We start from the raw sequence: 17,773 nt of genomic DNA, 5'->3' as shown, positions 1-17,773 counted from the left end.
TCAGTCTCCTTCAAGCCCCGGAGAGACGAGATTGCCTCAACAGGTCGCGCTCTTTATGGTCCCCCGTGAACGGAACGGCAAGATTGGCGTGCCATTGCCGTGCAATCGGATCGGGCGGTGCATCATGTTTGGACATTCTCGCCGCACGGGCAGCCTGCCCGCCATGGCAACGACGCTGGAGTTGATCTATCACTCCACCGTTCGGCATGTGCGCAAAAAGAACGGCAACGCCGTGCTTGCTCTGATGACCTCCATGACCAAGGGCATCGTGATGCTCGGCGCATTTTATGCGATGTTCACCCTGCTGGACATCAGAGGTGCGGCGATCCGCGGCGACTTCATGCTCTATCTGATGTCCGGGATATTCCTGTTCCTGTCCCACAACGCGGGACTCGCAGCGGTGATGGGCGCCGAAGGTCCGACCTCCCCGATGATGAAGCATGCTCCGATGAACACCGCCATCGCCATCAGTTCGGCGGCATTGGCGGCGCTTTATGTTCAGATACTTGCCATGCTCACGCTTCTCTTCATCTATCACGTTGCCTTCACGCCAATCTATATTCCCAATCCGGCGGGGGCTTTCGCGATGTTCGTGCTGGCATGGTTCGCGGGTTGCTCCATCGGGCTTGTACTGCTCGCCTTGAAACCATGGATGCCCGGCACGATCAGCCTCGTTTCCACCATCTACCAGCGCGTCAATATGATCGCCTCTGGCAAGATGTTCGTCGCCAACACCTTGCCAGCCTCAATGGTCGCACTTTTTGATTGGAATCCGCTGTTCCATGCAATTGATCAGGCCCGAGGATTCATGTTTCTCAATTACTTTCCCCGCAATTCCTCGATCAGCTACCCGATCTGGTTCGCTATAGCTTTCCTCATGCTCGGGCTTCTCGGAGAGTTCGTTACCCGCAAGAATGCCTCCCTCAGCTGGGGGGCACGTCGATGAGGGGCCTCTGGGCAGTCATGATCTTGGCCCTCGCCTTGCCTGCAGCGGCAGAGGACTATCCCGCCCTGTATGACGTGGACGGGTTGGCGCCAAACGTTTCCCTGAACATCCGCGCAGCGCCCACAGTACAGGGGCAGGATATCGGAGACCTTTCAGCGTCGGCGTCGGGTGTTGAGGTCACCGGGGCTCAGGACGGCTGGCTTCGCATCACGCATGAGGGCGGCCCCGCATGGGTATCCGCCCGTTACATGCGCCGTCAGCCCGGCTCCGAAGCGTTGCTAGGGCGTCCACTCCAATGCTCGGGGACTGAGCCGTTCTGGTCGCTCCAGGTAGGCGCAGATGGGCAACTCACCTTTCGGACCCCTGAGGGCGCCGAAACGGCCTTCGCAGCTGGCGACAGCATAAGCTCCGCCAACCGAAGCGATGTTGCCCTGATCCGAAGTGCCGAGGGGACTGCGCAGCTTCTTGTGTCGCGGCGCGCCTGTTCCGACGGGATGTCGGATATCATCTATGGGCTGACAAGTGATCTCCTGCTCGAGGCGCCGATGGGCATGCGGTTGCTGTCAGGATGCTGCTCACTCATGCCTTAGGTCACGACCCGCAGAGTAAGATTGATCCGGCCGCCCTTTGGCAGCAGCGTAGAGGTGCCAAACCGGATCTTGTCTATGCCATGATAGCGCAGCCGGGCGTCTCCGCCCATGACCACCACATCACCGGACCGCAGCCAGAGCGATTCCGTCTTTCCGCCCTTCGTGTCATTCCCAATGCGAAACAGTCCGTCGTCACCCAGCGAGACAGAGACAACCGGATAGGCAAAATCAGCTTCATCCTTGTCCTGATGCAGACCCATACGGGCGTCTTCGCCATAATAATTCACAAGGCAGCATTCGGGATCGCGACCGCCAGGCACCAGATCCCTCCACATCTCCATGATCACCTCAGGGATCGGAGGCCATGGAATGCCGTCAGGATGCTGATCGACATACCGATAGCCCCGCCGATCCGAATACCACCCCAGTCGCCCGGCGGAGGTCATCTTGACTCGCATCGGCTTGCCCCACGGGGTCATGGGCGCATAGGGCGGCGCAGCGCGGGCGATCTCCTGCACCGCGCTGAACACTGACGATTGCGCGTGTCGGTCGAGATAGCCATCGTGGATCTCAAATCCTCTGATGCGATACATATGTGCTCTCCTCACGGTCTTGGTGACGAGAATGTAACGGAATGTCTCACAAAAGCACGTTTGCGCGAGGCGTGATGGTTGCAGGCCCAATTTGCGCCCCCTATATAGCCCGCTGAACGTCGAGAGCGCATCCCGTGCCTCGGCACCCGTGATCGGGGCAGGATGCCGCTACGGGTCCGAGCCCCCCGACATCGCCTAAGAAGAGGGATCTGAAATCATGGCTAAAGTCATCGGTATCGACCTTGGGACAACCAACAGCTGCGTCGCCATCATGGACGGCGCACAGTCCAAGGTCATTGAAAACTCCGAGGGTGCACGTACCACCCCCTCGATCGTCGCCTTTACGGACGACGAACGCCTTGTAGGCCAATCCGCCAAGCGGCAGGCTGTTACAAACGCGGCGAACACCGTGTTCGGCGTCAAGCGTCTGATCGGTCGCCGTTTCGACGACCCCCATCTTGCCAAAGACAAGAAGAACCTGCCCTTCAACTTGGTTGACGGTGGCAACGGCGACGCATGGGTCGAAGCAAAGGGCGAGAAGTACAGCCCCTCCCAGATCTCGGCCTTTATTCTGGGCAAGATGAAAGAGACCGCCGAAAGCTATCTCGGTGAAGAAGTGACCCAAGCGGTCATCACCGTTCCGGCCTACTTCAACGACGCACAGCGTCAGGCGACCAAGGACGCGGGCAAGATTGCCGGTCTTGAGGTTCTCCGGATTATCAACGAGCCGACCGCGGCCGCTCTGGCCTATGGCCTCGACAAGACCGAAACCCACACGATTGCGGTCTATGACCTCGGCGGCGGTACCTTCGACGTGACCATCCTCGAGATCGACGACGGCCTCTTTGAAGTGAAATCCACCAACGGTGATACGTTCCTCGGCGGTGAAGACTTCGACATGCGGATCGTCAACTACCTCGCCGAAGAGTTCAAGAAAGAGCACGGCGTTGATCTGACGAAGGACAAGATGGCTCTGCAGCGCCTCAAGGAAGCTGCCGAGAAGGCGAAGATTGAGCTTTCGTCTTCCAGCCAGACTGAGATCAACCAGCCCTTCATCTCGATGGACCCCAACAGCGGTCAGCCGCTTCACATGGTGATGAAGCTGACCCGTGCGAAGCTGGAAAGCCTCGTTGGCGATCTTATCAAATCTTCGCTGAAGCCTTGTCAGGCTGCGCTCAAGGATGCCGGGATCTCCGCAAACGACGTGGACGAAGTGGTTCTCGTGGGCGGCATGACGCGGATGCCGCGGGTTGTCGAAGAGGTCACCAAGTTCTTCGGGAAAGAGCCGCACAAAGGCGTCAACCCCGATGAAGTGGTTGCCATGGGTGCCGCGATTCAGGCGGGCGTTCTGCAGGGCGACGTGAAGGATGTGGTCCTTCTCGATGTAACCCCTCTCTCGCTCGGGATTGAAACGCTTGGCGGTGTCTTCACCCGTCTGATCGACCGGAACACGACCATCCCGACGAAGAAGTCGCAGGTGTTCTCGACCGCCGAAGACAACCAGAGCGCAGTGACGATCCGGGTTTTCCAAGGCGAGCGTGAAATGGCCGCCGACAACAAGATGCTCGGTCAGTTCAACCTCGAAGATATCCCGCCATCGCCACGCGGCATGCCTCAGATCGAAGTGACCTTCGACATCGATGCCAACGGTATCGTTTCCGTCGGCGCCTCCGACAAGGGCACGGGCCGTGAGCAGAAGATCACGATTCAAGCTTCGGGCGGGCTGTCCGACGCCGATATCGAGAAGATGGTGAAGGAAGCCGAAGAAAACGCAGAGGCCGACAAGGCTCGCCGGGATCTCGTGGAAGCCAAGAACCAAGCCGAGAGCCTCATCCACTCGACTGAGAAATCGATGGAAGAGCACTCCGACAAGGTCGATCCTTCCACCATTGAAGCCATCGAGCTTGCGATCTCTGCCCTCAAAGAGGTGATGGAGAAGGAAGATGCCGACAAGATCAAATCCGGCATCCAGAACGTGACCGAAGCGGCCATGAAACTTGGCGAGGCGATCTATAAGACGAGCCAGGAAGAGAGTGCCACCGACGAGGATGGTCCAGAGGAAGTTCGGACGCCGGGCGACGATGACATCGTCGATGCGGATTTCGAAGACCTCGGCGACGACAAGCGCGCCTGATCATCATCCGGAACCTGATGATTGGGGCCGGTCCGGGCACCGGGCCGGCCTTAATCGTTCCGATAGGGGGATAAACCCATGGCAAAACGCGACTATTACGAGGTTCTCGGTGTTTCTAAGGGGGCCTCGGCAGACGAAATAAAGAAGGGGTATCGCACGAAGGCGAAGGAGTTGCACCCGGATCGCAATTCCGACAACCCCGACGCCGAGGCACAATTCAAGGAGGCCAACGAGGCCTACGAAGTGCTGAAAGACGCCGACAAGAAGGCCGCATATGACCGTTTCGGCCATGCGGCGTTTGAGGGCGGCATGGGCGGCGGCGGACGGCCCGGCGGCGGCATGGGCGGAGCCGGCCAAGGCGACTTTGCCTCCGCATTCTCAGACGTGTTCGACGACCTCTTCGGCGACTTCATGGGAGGCCGTCAGGGCGGCGGATCAGCGCGTCAGCGCGCGGCTCGCGGGGCTGACCTGCGTTATAACCTCCGTATTAGCCTTGAAGAGGCATTCAGTGGCCACAAGCGCTCGATCAACGTGCCGACCTCAGTCGCCTGCAACTCTTGCAAGGGTTCGGGCGCGGAAGGCGGAGCGGAACCGACCACCTGTCCGACTTGCGCGGGGATGGGGAAGGTACGCGCTCAACAGGGTTTCTTCACCGTAGAGCGTACCTGCCCGACCTGTTCCGGACTTGGACAAACCATCTCGAACCCCTGCCAGGCTTGTGGCGGCGCCGGGCGCGTACACAATGATCGCGCGCTCTCTGTGAATATCCCTGCCGGGGTTGAGACAGGAACCCGTATACGTCTTGCCGGTGAAGGCGAGGCCGGCCTGAGGGGCGGGCCGTCGGGCGATCTTTATATCTTCGTCGAAGTCGGCCCGCACAAGCTCTTTGAGCGCGACGGCAACGATCTGCACTGTCGCGTGCCGGTCAGCATGGCAACCGCCGCGCTCGGCGGGGACATCGAGGTGCCTACGATCGACGGAGGCCGCTCAAGGGTGAAGATTCCGGCGGGCAGTCAGTCCGGGCGGCAAATGCGTCTGCGGGGCAAGGGAATGCCCGCGCTGCGTGGCGGAGCGAGAGGCGATATGTTTATCGAACTGGCAGTCGAGACACCAGTCAACCTGACCGGTCGGCAGCGTGAATTGCTGCGTGATTTCGATTCCATGAGCGCTGACAACAGTCCTGAGAGTTCGTCTTTCTTTAGCTCGGTCAAGAGCTTCTGGGATTCCATGAAGAGCTGATACCATCGCCGCCTGCTACTTGCGGGCGGCGAACATATCTCCTCTCTCACCTCTATCTTTCCCCATCATTAACCAATTTTTCATGCTGTAAACGGCATCGTGCATAGCATGAAAAAGTTCTTCAATTTCGCCGAAGTTCCCATGTCGTTCTTTTCGAATGATGAGGTCCGTGTGACGAAATCGAAGGGCAAAAGCGACAGCGCCTCAAAGCTGCCATCCTATATCAAGGATCATCGCGCCAGGCTCAGAGAGCGCTTTCTCAATGGCGGAGCGAATGCACTTCCCGACTACGAGCTTCTGGAACTCATGCTGTTCCGCGCGATCCCTCGGCGGGATGTCAAACCGCTTGCTCGGCACCTGCTCGAAGTGTTCGGTGACTTCAACGGCGTCCTGTCTGCCCCGCCCTCTCGTTTGCTGAAAGTGAGCGGTGTGGGGCCTGCGGTGGTTTGCGAACTCAAAGTGGTTGAAGCGGCGGCGCACCGGCTGTCACGATCCCGCGTTATGGAACGCCACGCCGTCAGCAGTTGGCAGGCTCTGATAGACTATTGCCACGCCACCATGGCGCATCGCGAAACGGAACAATTCCGCATTCTCTTTCTGGACAAGAAGAACGTCGTGATCGCCGATGAAGAACAGGCGCAAGGCACGGTCGACCACGTGCCGGTCTATCCCCGCGAGGTGGTCAAGCGGGCGCTCGAACTCAACGCCTCGGCGTTGATCCTCGTGCATAACCACCCGTCTGGAGATCCTACGCCCTCGGATGCCGATATCACCATGACGAACCAGATTCTGGACGCCGCGGAAGTCATGGGCATCACGCTCCATGATCACCTCATCATCGGCAAGTCCCGCGAGCTCAGCTTTCGGTCCGAAGGCTATCTTTAATTCACCACCCAGCGGTACCTGAATGATACTCACCGGGCGGGAGGTATCCGCATAGATACTCAATACGTCCTCGTCCAAAGGCAGAAATGATTTTGGGGGTGAACGCTGTGAGCCCCACCTAGATCGCACCGGCAAGACCCAGCGAAAGCCCTGCCCGCGAATTGCGGAGCCCCGTCTGAGGCCCCGCTACCGTCCTGCGGGAACAGTTGGCGGATTAGGCCAACCGCCCATGACAATGCTTGAATTTCTTACCGGAGCCGCAGGGGCAAAGCTCGTTCCGGCCGGGATTACCCCATGTTGTGGGGTCGTTTTCGTCAAACCCCGCCGCAGCAGCCTCTGCGACAGGAACTGCATCGCCGGGATCCTTCGCCGCGGCTTCGAACTGAGCCTGCTGGGCACGGAGTTGGTCCATCATCCGCTGCTGCTCTTCTTCGGTCATCGGGCGGATCTGCGCGATCTGCTGGGTAACCTGCTCACGGAGTGAATCGAGCATACTCTCGAAGAGTTGGAAGGCTTCTGTCTTGTACTCGTTGAGCGGATCGCGTTGTGCATACCCTCGGAAGCCCACGACAGAGCGGAGATGCTCCAGTGTCAGCAGATGCTCGCGCCATTTCTGGTCGATCGTCTGGAGAATGATCTGCTTTTCGATGTTGCGCATCGTTTCCGGCCCAAAGGCCGCAGCCTTCTCGGCGAGCATCTCATCCGAGGCCTCGGTCAGGCGCTCGGCAATGATCTCATCATCGACACCATCCTCCTTGGCCCAGGCAATGATCGGCACATCAAGACCCAGTTTCTCAATGCAGGCGGCATAGAACCCTTCGGTATCCCACTGATCCGCATAGGTCTTTGGCGGCATGTAGGTTTCAATCAGGTCGTCTATCACCTGATCGCGCATGTCTGTCACGATCTCTGTGAGGTTGTCGGCCTCCATGATGTCACGTCGTTGGCTGAAGACCACCTTGCGCTGGTCATTCATCACATCGTCGAACTTCAGGAGTTGCTTGCGAATGTCGAAGTTGCGCCCCTCGACCTTCGCCTGCGCTCGTTCCAGAGACTTGTTCACCCACGGGTGCACGATGGCTTCGCCTTCCTTGAGCCCCAAAGACGAGAGCACCTTGTCGAGCCGCTCGGACCCGAAGATACGCATCAGATCATCTTCAAGGGACAGGAAGAAGGCGGAGCGCCCCGGATCCCCCTGACGCCCCGAACGACCGCGAAGCTGGTTGTCGATGCGGCGGGATTCATGGCGTTCCGTGGCCAGTACGAAAAGCCCGCCTGCCTCAAGCACACGCGCTTTTTCATCTGCATGCTCTGCCTCGATACGGGCGCGGATCTCGTCCGGGTTCGCCTCGGGATCGGCCCCGAGCGCGTCGAAGACCTTCATCTCGACATTGCCGCCCAGTTGAATGTCTGTTCCGCGGCCTGCCATGTTGGTGGCGATGGTAACGGCGCCGATCTTGCCGGCTTCCGCGACGATCTCTGCTTCTTTCTCATGCTGACGTGCATTGAGAACATTGTGCGGCACACCCGCATCGGTCAGCAATTTCGAGAGGGACTCGGATTTCTCAATGGAGGTCGTGCCCACCAGAACCGGCTGACCCTTTGCATTGGCTTCCTTGATCGCCTCAACAATCGCCTCGTACTTTTCACGGCCTGTACGATACACCGCGTCATCTTCGTCCTTGCGGGCGATGGGGCGGTTGGTGGGCACTTCGACCACACCCAGCCCGTAGATCTCGGAGAATTCCTCAGCTTCGGTAGAGGCAGTCCCGGTCATACCGGCGAGCTTGTTGTAGAGGCGGAAATAGTTCTGGAAGGTGACAGAGGCGAGAGTCACGTTCTCGGGCTGGATGGTGCAGCTTTCTTTCGCTTCGATTGCTTGGTGCAACCCATCCGACAAGCGCCGACCCGACATCATCCGCCCGGTGAATTCATCAATGAGCACGACGTCATCACCCCGGACGATGTAATCCTTGTCCTTCTGGAACAGCTTGTGCGCGCGAAGACCCTGGTTCACGTGGTGAACGATGGTCGTGCTTTCGGGATCATAGAGGCTCTGCTCTTCTGGCAGGAGGCCGCGGGCATGCAGTTGTTGTTCGAGAAACTCGTTGCCGTCATCGGTAAACGTGACGTTCCGGGTCTTCTCATCAATCGCGTAGTGTTCTTCTGTCAGCTCGGGAATGAGGCGATCAACCGAGACATAGAGTTCACTGCGATCCTGCGCGGGGCCGGAAATGATAAGCGGCGTTCGGGCCTCATCGATCAGGATCGAATCCACCTCGTCGACAATCGCGAAATTGTGCCCGCGCTGCGCCATATCCGACAGCTTGGATTTCATATTGTCGCGCAGATAGTCGAAACCAAGCTCATTGTTCGTGGCATAGGTAATGTCTGAGGCATAGGCCTCGGCCTTCTCTGCCGCTGGTTGCTGCGGATAGACGACACCTGTTGTGAGTCCGAGCGCGGCATAGACCTTGCTCATCCACTCCGCATCGCGCTTGGCGAGATAGTCGTTGACCGTGACGATATGCACGCCCTTACCGCTCAGCGCATTGAGATATGCGGGGAAAGTCGCGACGAGGGTCTTGCCCTCCCCGGTCTTCATCTCCGCGATATTTCCCTGGTGCAGGAAGATACCGCCCATGAGCTGCACGTCAAAGGCGCGAAGGCCAAGCGCTCTGCGGGCTCCTTCACGGCAGTTGGCAAAGGCTTCGGGCAACAGATCATCAAGGCTCTCGCCGCCTTCGATCCGCTTGCGAAACTCTTCGGTCTTGGCTTTCAGGCCGTCGTCGTCAAGCGCCGCGAATTCCGGCTCCAGAGCGTTGATCTGTTCGACCAGCGGGCGGGTGACCTTTACTTTGCGGTCGTTCGGCGTGCCGAACACCTTTCTGGTCAGCGTTCCGATACCCAGCATACTGTCTCCGCCCCAATGTCTTCCGGCTATTACAAAGTCGTGTCCGGCATCTGCTTGCTTGGAAGGAGTGCGCCCCATAGAAAAGGTCGCAAGCGGCCCCAAGCTGCCCGACTTGAGCGATGTAAGGGGCCTGCATATGAGTGTCAACGCCGTGCACCCTGTATGGCCTGAAACCCGAAGAGGACGTCCCGCATGAATTTCCCCCGCAGCCTGACTGCCGCATTGCTGTCAGCGACCCTGCTTTCGACCGCTGTGAGCGCTCAGGATGAGCAAAGCGAAGCTCCGGATGCGAACACCGTCGTGGCTAAAGTTGGCGAGACAGAAATCACACTCGGCCACATGGTCTTGCTGCACGCGCGCCTTCCCGACCAGTATCGCGAACTTCCCGGGAACGTGCTGTTCCAAGGCATTCTCGACCAGTTGGTGCAACAGGCCCTGCTGGCCCAGACCTTTGAGGGGGATCAGCCGGCCTTCGTCAAATTCTCACTTGAGAACGAAGAGCGCTCAATGCTGGCCAACGAAGTTGCCGAACGCATTATCGGCGAGGCCCTGACCGTGGAAGCCATCGAGGCGGCCTATCAATCGGAATACGTCGCCAATGGCGCGGCCCCGGAATACAACGCTTCGCACATCTTGCTCGAAACCGAAGAAGAGGCGCAGCAGGTCCGCGAGGAACTCGACGGCGGCGCCCAATTCGCCGAAGTGGCCCGGGCCCGATCCACTGGCCCGTCCGGTCCGAATGGCGGGAGCCTTGGCTGGTTCGGTAACGGCGCCATGGTCGAGCCGTTTCAGGAGGCCGTAAAAGCGCTCGCTCCCGGCGAAATCGGCGGGCCGATCCAAACTCAGTTCGGCTGGCATGTCATCATGCTCAATGAAACGCGCACCTCTGACGTACCGCCTCTCGAAAGCGTCCGGGCAAACATAATGGAGAAACTTCGTCAGGAGGCGCTCCAGAAAGGCCTCGACGAACTGCGCGAGTCGACAGAGGTTACCACGGAGGCAGCCGAGGGGATCGACCCTGCGTTGATCACGGACTACTCGCTGGTTGATAACTGATCTTTGACGGAGGTCTTCATGGCCAAATCCTTGCCTGTATCGCCGCTGGCACCGCCGCGGTTTCCTGACCTGCCGCAGATCGCCGGCGTCCGTTTCGCTTCGGTAGAGGCAGGGGTGCGCTACAAGGGCCGCAGGGACGTCATGCTTGCGGCCCTACAGCCCGGCACGGCCATTGCAGGCACCTTCACCCGGTCTGCGACCCGGTCCGCCCCTGTACTCGACTGTCAGGCCAAGCTGGGCCGTGCCAATGGAGACGGAGCGGCGATCCTCGTCAACGCAGGCAACGCCAATGCCTTTACCGGTACGCGCGGGGTCGAGGCCGTGGAGGACGTTACGGCCAGCGTGGCGCGCGAACTCGGCATTGCGCAGGACCGCGTCTTCACATCCTCTACCGGGGTCATCGGCGAGCTACTGAACGCCGAGCGTATCACCTGCCGACTGGCAGAGTTGCACGGCGGTCTCACGGCGGATGGCATCGCCGATGCTGCGCGCGCTATCATGACCACCGACACCTTTCCGAAAGGCGCCACCGCGGAGGTTACCCTTCCCGGCGGGACGGTGAAGATCGCGGGAATCGCAAAGGGCTCCGGAATGATTGCGCCGGATATGGCGACGATGCTCGTGTACATCTTCACGGATGCCGAGGTGCCACAACCTCTACTGCAGCAGATGCTATCGGACCTGACGGACCGGACTTTCAACTGCATCACCGTCGACAGCGACACTTCAACCTCTGACACCCTTATACTTGCGGCAACCGGTGCATCAGGTGTGGCCGTGGGTGAGAGCGAGGGTCCGTTCTGTGACGCACTGCACGGGGTGATGCTTGATCTTGCACAACAGGTCGTCCGCGACGGCGAAGGCGCGACCAAGTTCGTCGAAATTCAGGTTTCCGGAGCGGCCTCCCCGTCCGATGCCAAGACCCATGCCATGGCGATCGCCAATTCCCCGCTCGTAAAGACCGCAATCGCCGGACAGGACCCCAACTGGGGCCGCGTTGTGATGGCAATCGGCAAATCCGGCGCAGCCGCAGATCGCGACCTTCTGTCCATCTGGTTCGGCGATACGTTGATCGCGGAAAAGGGCTGGGTTTCACCTGAGTATCAAGAGGCCGATGCAGCGGCGCACATGAAGGAACAAAATATCCTGATACGTGTCGATCTCGGGCTTGGGGACGGGTCCGCGACGGTTTGGACCTGCGATCTGACCCACGGATATATCGATATCAACGCGGACTACCGCTCGTGAAAACGGTGCTCGTCTCGGCGGTCGCCCTGATCGACGCGGACGGGCGCGTCCTGATCGCGCAGCGCCCCGAGGGAAAGTCCATGGCCGGACTGTGGGAGTTCCCCGGGGGTAAGGTAGAGGCGGACGAGACGCCGGAAGCGGCACTCATCCGAGAGTTGCATGAGGAGTTGGGGATCGAAACCTGGCAAAGTTGTCTCGCCCCGCTGACCTTCGCCAGTCACAGCTACGAATCGTTTCACCTTCTGATGCCTCTGTTCGCCTGTAGACGTTGGACCGGAACGCCGGTGCCACGCGAAAATCAGGTACTTAAATGGGCGTATGCGCAGGATCTGCGCAACTACCCCATGCCCCCCGCAGACATTCCCTTAATACCCGTTTTACGCGACTGGCTTTGATAGGCGGAAAACCGCTGCTATATGCAACTTGCCATTTATTTCACCCGAAAGTCTGAATTTTAAACTTAACGTTACCGGTCCATGAATATTAAGTAACATCATGCGGCAAGGCGCACAGGGGAAAACAATGGTCAAGACAATCGCAATCGGAACATGTGTCTCGGTCCAGGGACTTCTGGTGAGATCACTGGATAACGGAAATATCGTCGTTCGTGTGGGGTCTAGGCTCTATACTGGTCGCCCAGTCGCGACCGCGAAAGCAGCCTGAAGAAAATAGGCAACGACCTGACTCCGGTACTCACTCGCTGCCGGAACGAATAATGGGTTCAGTCCGCGCTAAATTCAACAAAAAGGGGATGGCACATCACATGCCATCCCCTTTTTCTTTTCGTCGCCAGGAGGATCAGTCGAGCGCGCGCTCGACCTCCTGCCGCTCAAAGATCTCGATGACATCGTTGGGACGAATATCATCGTAGTTCTCGAACGCCATCCCGCATTCCTGACCTGACTGCACTTCGGCAACCTCATCCTTGAAGCGCTTGAGCGTCTTGAGCGTGCCCTCGTGGACAACCACATCGTCGCGGAGCAGGCGAACGCCCGCTGAACGACGTGCGACACCCTCGGTGACCAGACACCCTGCGACCTTGCCGACGTTGGAGACCTTGAAGACCTCCTTGATCTGCGCATAGCCGATGAATGTCTCGCGGATCTCCGCAGAGAGTAGGCCGGAAGCCGCAGCTTTCACGTCGTCTACGAGGTCATAGATGACGCTGTAGTAGCGGATCTCCACACCCTTCTGGTTCGCAGTATTCCGCGCGGATGCGTTGGCACGTACGTTGAAGCCGATGACTGGCGCTCCGGACGCTTCAGCAAGGCCGACATCGGTTTCCGTGATCGCGCCAACACCATAGTGCAGCACGCGCACGCGCACCTCGTCATTGCCGATCTTCTCCATCGCTTGGACGATCGCCTCGGCGGAACCTTGAACGTCAGCTTTAACCAGAATTGGCAATTCCTTGACGTTCTCGTCTTCCTTGGCCTTCGCAAGCAACTGATCCAGCGTGGTCGCCGCACCTGCAGCAGCGCGTTTGTCTTTCGCCGCCTGCTCACGATAGTTCGCAATCTCGCGCGCCTGCGCTTCTGTCTCGACCACGTTGAGCACGTCGCCCGCTTCCGGCGTCCCGTTGAGGCCAAGAACCTCCACAGGTACCGAAGGACCGGCTTCTTTTACCCGCTCGCCACGATCGTTCATCAGAGCGCGAACCTTACCCCATTGCTCGCCCACGACGAAGATATCGCCTTGGCGAAGGGTGCCGCGCTGAACCAGTACCGTCGCGACGGGACCCCGGCCAACGTCAAGCTGAGCTTCGATCACCGCGCCTTCGGCATTCCGACCCGGATTCGCCTTCAGCTCGAGGATTTCGGCCTGAAGCGCAATGGATTCGAGCAATTCATCAATGCCCTGCCCCGTCATCGCCGAGACTTCGACATCCTGAACATCACCCGACATCGCCTCCACGACCACTTCATGCTGAAGCAGCGCGGTACGGACCTTGTTGGGGTCAGCAGACGGTTTGTCGACCTTGTTGATCGCCACGATCATCGGCACTTGGGCCGCTTTCGCGTGGTTGATGGCTTCGATCGTCTGCGGCATGACAGCATCGTCCGCCGCCACGACCAGAACCACGATATCCGTCACCTGAGCACCGCGCGACCGCATCGACGTAAACGCCGCATGGCCCGGTGTGTCTAGGAACGTCAGGATGGAGCCGCTTTCGGTCTCAACCTGATAAGCACCGATATGCTGCGTGATGCCGCCGGCTTCGCCTGCAACGACCTTCGCGTTGCGAATCCTGTCCAGCAGCGAGGTCTTGCCGTGGTCAACGTGGCCCATGATCGTGATGACCGGGGGGCGCGGTGCCAGATCTTCGTCGTTGTCGACCTTGGATTCGATGACGTCTTCGACATCAGAATCAGAGACCCGCGTAACCCGGTGACCGAATTCCTCGATCACGAGTTCAGCAGTGTCTGCATCGATCGTCTGGTTCTGCGTGACCATTATACCGCTCTGCATGAGCGACTTCACGACGTCGGCCACCCGTTCCGCCATCCGGTTCGCGAGTTCGCCAACCGTGATCGCTTCGGGCAATTGCACGTCGCGGATAACCTTTTCGCGTTCCCGCGCTCCGCCCATGGCCTTCTGACGCGCACGCTCTTGCTTGCGCTTCATCGCGGCCAGAGATTTCTGGCGTCCACCTTCACCACCCGAAAGGGCTTGGTTCAGAGTGAGCTTGCCCGAACGGCGACCGGCATCTCCACCACGTTTGACACTGCGGCCACGCTCTTCGCGTTCACGCTCCGCCTTGCGGGGAGACGTTGGCGATGCGGAGGGCGCAGGCTTGGTTGCGCGCGGCGCGGACGGGGCTGCTGCTGCGGGTTCTTCCGCAGGGGCGGCCGCTCGCTTCGCAGCTTCCGCAGCCTCGCGAGCAACTCGCGCTTCTTCCTCGGCCTTGGCCTTGGCGCGCTCTTCCGCTTCGCGCTGTTCGCGCTCTTTCTGTTCGTGCTCGGCACGGCGGCGCTCGCGGTCTTCCGCGCGGGCCTTTTCATCGGCCGCGCGGGCCGCTTCTTCTTCGACTTCACGCGCCTTGGCAGCCTGAAGCGCTTTCAGACGGCGCTCCATTTCCGCGTCGGTGATTCCAGCGGGCCGATTCGAAGGATTGCCTGCAGGGCTACCACCGCGACCACCTTGGCCAGGTTTGCCCGCCGCGGCTTTCGGCACCACGACACGCTTGCGCTTGGTCTCCACTACGACGTTCTTGGTGCGGCCATGGCTGAAGCTCTGCTTCACGTTCCCGGAACGGGGACCGCGCAGACCCAATGTTTTCTTGCCGTCGTTATCGCTCATCTAGTCGTCTTACCCTTTCCGGCGGGCGTTTTCCCGCCGTCAATATCGCGCAGGCCCTTAAGTCTTGCGGCTTCCTCTACAACACGAGAGGCCAGACCGCCAGACGCAAGCGCGCCATGTATCACAGTTTCACGTCCAAAAGCCAATCCAAGCTCCTGAGCCGTGAGCCAACCAACGTAGCGCCCCCCCTGGGGAGTGCTGAGCCGGGTCTTGCCCCGCTCCGAGCCGTCGCTGGCCTGTAGTAGGATCCGTGCCTGTCCCTTGCCGAGCCAGTCCTTCACCTTTTCGTATCCAGCCACAGCAGCGCCCGATTTGCGCGCCATGCTGACCAATTCGACAACCCGGTGCGCCAACTGGCGTTCCACCTCGTCAACAATCCCATCCGGAATCGTGACGGGTTGACGGGCTGCGCGGGCAAAGAGTTTCTTCTCTACCGCTTGTTTCAGGGCCGCGCGTTCAGACGCGACCCATATGCCACGTCCGGGCAATTTACCCCGGACATCGGGCACGATCTGATTGTCGGGCCCCACCACAAACCGGATCAGATCCGACGCAGGACGCACCTCGCCCGTAGCGATGCATTTCCGCTCCGGACCATCAGCCCGCTCGTCTCGCGCGCCTCCACGGCTCATATCCGCCTCGCTCAGTCCTCTGCCTCTACGGCATCTTCTTCTTCGGATTCGGCACCTTCGGCTTCAAGCTCGGAAGGATCGACCCAGCCAAGACTGACACGCGCCGTCATGACCATGTTCTGAGCTTCGGCAAGCGAAACGTCGAACTTTTCCAGAATGCCATCATCCTTGACCCGCTCGCCATCGACCGTTGTCCAGCCGCCGGCAAGTTCCCAATCGGCGCAGGTGGCGAAGTCCTCGATGGATTTGATCCCATCCTCGGCCAACGCTTCCACCATTTGGGGTGTCAGCCCCTCGAATTCAATAAGACTGTCCTCTACGCCAAGCTCACGTGCCTTGTCGAGGGCAGCCTTTGCCTGTGCCTCGAGGATATCGCGGGCGCGGGCCTGAAGCTCGCTTGCGGTGTCGTCGTCGACGCCGTCGATCACCAGCAGCTCGTCGACTTCGACATAGGCAACTTCTTCGAGGCTTGTGAAGCCTTCGGCCACCAGAAGTTGAGCAAAGAATTCGTCAAGGTCCAGCGTATCCATGAAGAGTTGTGTACGCTCTTCGAATTCCTTCTGGCGACGTGCCGATTCCTCTTCCTCGGTCATGATGTCGATATCGAGGTTGGTCAGTTGCGAGGCGAGCCGCACGTTCTGACCCCGGCGACCGATGGCAAGAGAAAGCTGCTCATCCGGCACGACCACCTCGATACGCTCAGCCTCTTCATCGAGGACCACCTTGGTGACCTCGGCAGGCTGCAGAGCGTTCACGAGGAAGGTCGGAACATCTTCATTCCATGGAATGATATCGATTTTCTCGCCCTGAAGCTCATTGACCACCGCCTGCACGCGGGAGCCGCGCATACCGACACACGCCCCGACCGGATCGATGGACCCGTCGTAGGAGATAACCGCGATCTTGGCGCGGCTTCCGGGGTCGCGCGCCACGGCCTTGATCTCGATGATGCCATCATAGATCTCGGGCACTTCCATCTTGAAGAGCTCGGACATGAATTCAGGCGCGGTACGAGAGAGGAAAATCTGGGGGCCGCGCGCCTCGCGGCGGACATCCTTGATGAAGCACCGAATACGGTCGTTCGGGCGATAGCTCTCGCGGCCGATCTTCTCGTTGCGGCGCAGTACGCCTTCGCCACGACCGATATCGACGATGACGTTGCCGTATTCCTCGCGCTTGACCACACCGTTGATGATGGTGCCGGCCCGATCCTTGAATTCCTCGTACTGACGGTCACGCTCTGCTTCGCGCACCTTCTGGAGAATCACCTGCTTCGCGGACTGCGCCGCGATTCGGCCCATTTCCACGGGCGGGATTTCCTCAACGTACTGATCCCCGACGCTCGGTTCAGCGAGGTACTGCTTCGCTTGCTCGACGGTCAGTTCGGCTTGATAGTTCTCAAGTGCCTCATCCTCGACGACCGTGCGCACACGGGTGAATTTCGCACGACCGGTCTTGCGGTCGATATCGACACGGATGTCCATTTCGCTGCCGTAGCGACTCTTGGCGGCCCGGGCGAGGCTTTCTTCCATGGCCTCGACCACAAGGCCGGGGTCGATCATCTTTTCTCGTGCGACGGCCTCGGCAGTCTGCAGAAGTTCCAACTGGTTAGCGGAAGTGATTGCCATGGGTCTTACTCCTCTTGCCCATCGATGATGGTCTGGATCTCGTCAAATTGCTTCTCGTCGACATTGCCCGCATCCTTGCGAGCGCGCAGAACATCGCGAATGAGGTCGTCAGTCAGGACCAGCTTGGCGTCTGAAAGCCAGTCGAACTGCAACCCGATGGTGCCTTCTTCGATCTCGATAAGAATTTCGCTGCCTTCGACTCCGGCCAGATTGCCCTTGAAGCGGCGGCGACCGTCGATCAAGTCGTGAGTCTCAATCTTGGTCTCATAGCCTTCCCAAGCCTCGAAATCCTTCAGCCGCGTGAGCGGCCGGTCGATTCCCGGGCTGGATACCTCAAGCGCATAGGGCTCCGAAATGGGGTCTTCGACGTCGAGCAGGGCGCTGACCGCCGTTGAAATCTCTCCGCAGTCGTCGACCTCGATTCCCCCGTCGGGGCGCTCGGCCATGATCTGCAGCACTGCGTTCTTTCCGCTCATGAGGCGAATCCGCACCAGTTCAAAGCCCAGCGCTTCGATCATCGGGGAAACGATCTCGGCCAGGCGCCGATCAATGGCGGTCTTGGCGATAAGGTCGGTCATCAGGACTCCGGACACAAAAAAACGGGCGCG

General features: G+C 59.5%; 14 protein-coding genes. 8 read left to right on the top strand and 6 right to left on the bottom strand.

The window, feature by feature from the left end; translation table 11 throughout:
- Window positions 1–124: 124 nt before the first annotated feature.
- Together BM234_RS14790 and BM234_RS14785 are read left to right on the top strand one after the other, a co-directional pair.
- Complete coding sequence (locus BM234_RS14790; RefSeq protein ID WP_092066691.1) at window positions 125–946, top strand: ABC transporter permease; 822 nt, start codon at window positions 125–127, stop codon at window positions 944–946.
- A complete protein-coding gene (locus BM234_RS14785; protein ID WP_092066362.1) occupies window positions 943–1,536 on the top strand; it encodes a COG3650 family protein in 594 nt (197 codons plus the stop codon). Before BM234_RS14790 ends, BM234_RS14785 begins: the two co-directional genes overlap by 4 nt.
- Here the strand turns inward: BM234_RS14785 and BM234_RS14780 are convergent.
- Complete coding sequence (locus BM234_RS14780) at window positions 1,533–2,129, bottom strand: alpha-ketoglutarate-dependent dioxygenase AlkB family protein (RefSeq protein WP_092066360.1); 597 nt, start codon at window positions 2,127–2,129, stop codon at window positions 1,533–1,535. The two genes, BM234_RS14785 and BM234_RS14780, sit on opposite strands and share 4 nt — an antisense overlap.
- A gap of 217 nt (window positions 2,130–2,346) precedes the next feature.
- On the opposite strand from BM234_RS14780, the gene dnaK reads away from it, so the two are divergent.
- The 3 genes from dnaK to radC all read left to right on the top strand — a co-directional run bounded on the left by dnaK (window position 2,347) and on the right by radC (window position 6,387).
- Complete coding sequence (dnaK, locus tag BM234_RS14775; protein ID WP_092066358.1) at window positions 2,347–4,263, top strand: molecular chaperone DnaK; 1,917 nt, start codon at window positions 2,347–2,349, stop codon at window positions 4,261–4,263.
- A gap of 78 nt (window positions 4,264–4,341) precedes the next feature.
- Entirely contained in the window at window positions 4,342–5,502 is a 1,161-nt protein-coding gene (gene dnaJ / locus BM234_RS14770) for a molecular chaperone DnaJ (RefSeq protein ID WP_092066356.1), read from the top strand.
- Between the two features lie 108 nt (window positions 5,503–5,610).
- Window positions 5,611–6,387 carry a RadC family protein gene (gene radC, locus BM234_RS14765; protein ID WP_092066354.1) on the top strand — a complete coding sequence of 259 codons (777 nt, stop codon included), beginning with the start codon at window positions 5,611–5,613 and terminating at the stop codon, window positions 6,385–6,387.
- 214 nt (window positions 6,388–6,601) lie between these two features.
- Here radC and secA read toward each other — a convergent pair whose 3' ends face one another.
- Window positions 6,602–9,301, bottom strand: coding sequence for a preprotein translocase subunit SecA (gene secA, locus BM234_RS14760; protein WP_092066352.1), 2,700 nt, complete (start codon window positions 9,299–9,301; stop codon window positions 6,602–6,604).
- Window positions 9,302–9,493: 192 nt separating this feature from the next.
- Between secA and BM234_RS14755 the strand changes: the two genes are divergently transcribed.
- From BM234_RS14755 to BM234_RS14745, 3 genes are read left to right on the top strand one after another with little or no spacing between them, the layout of a single operon-like run.
- Window positions 9,494–10,357, top strand: a complete 864-nt coding sequence (locus BM234_RS14755) for a peptidylprolyl isomerase (protein ID WP_092066350.1) — start codon at window positions 9,494–9,496, stop codon at window positions 10,355–10,357.
- An 18-nt stretch (window positions 10,358–10,375) separates the two neighbouring features.
- A complete protein-coding gene (gene argJ / locus BM234_RS14750; protein WP_092066348.1) occupies window positions 10,376–11,605 on the top strand; it encodes a bifunctional glutamate N-acetyltransferase/amino-acid acetyltransferase ArgJ in 1,230 nt (409 codons plus the stop codon).
- A complete protein-coding gene (locus tag BM234_RS14745) occupies window positions 11,602–12,000 on the top strand; it encodes a (deoxy)nucleoside triphosphate pyrophosphohydrolase (RefSeq protein ID WP_092066346.1) in 399 nt (132 codons plus the stop codon). Before argJ ends, BM234_RS14745 begins: the two co-directional genes overlap by 4 nt.
- Before the next feature lie 403 nt (window positions 12,001–12,403).
- Here BM234_RS14745 and infB read toward each other — a convergent pair whose 3' ends face one another.
- The 4 genes from infB to rimP are packed head-to-tail and all read right to left on the bottom strand — an operon-like array spanning window position 12,404 to window position 17,743.
- Window positions 12,404–14,905, bottom strand: a complete 2,502-nt coding sequence (infB, locus tag BM234_RS14735; RefSeq protein WP_092066342.1) for a translation initiation factor IF-2 — start codon at window positions 14,903–14,905, stop codon at window positions 12,404–12,406.
- Complete coding sequence (locus tag BM234_RS14730) at window positions 14,902–15,537, bottom strand: RNA-binding protein (protein ID WP_092066340.1); 636 nt, start codon at window positions 15,535–15,537, stop codon at window positions 14,902–14,904. Before BM234_RS14730 ends, infB begins: the two co-directional genes overlap by 4 nt.
- 11 nt (window positions 15,538–15,548) lie before the next feature.
- Window positions 15,549–17,165 carry a transcription termination factor NusA gene (gene nusA, locus BM234_RS14725; protein ID WP_092066338.1) on the bottom strand — a complete coding sequence of 539 codons (1,617 nt, stop codon included), beginning with the start codon at window positions 17,163–17,165 and terminating at the stop codon, window positions 15,549–15,551.
- 5 nt (window positions 17,166–17,170) lie between these two features.
- A complete protein-coding gene (gene rimP / locus BM234_RS14720; RefSeq protein ID WP_092066336.1) occupies window positions 17,171–17,743 on the bottom strand; it encodes a ribosome maturation factor RimP in 573 nt (190 codons plus the stop codon).
- Window positions 17,744–17,773: the final 30 nt, after the last annotated feature.

It is taken from the genome of Poseidonocella pacifica (genome assembly GCF_900111875.1).
GTDB lineage: Bacteria > Pseudomonadota > Alphaproteobacteria > Rhodobacterales > Rhodobacteraceae > Poseidonocella > Poseidonocella pacifica.
Note: the sequence above shows the minus strand (reverse complement) of the source record. Positions and strands in the feature narration are given on the sequence as shown.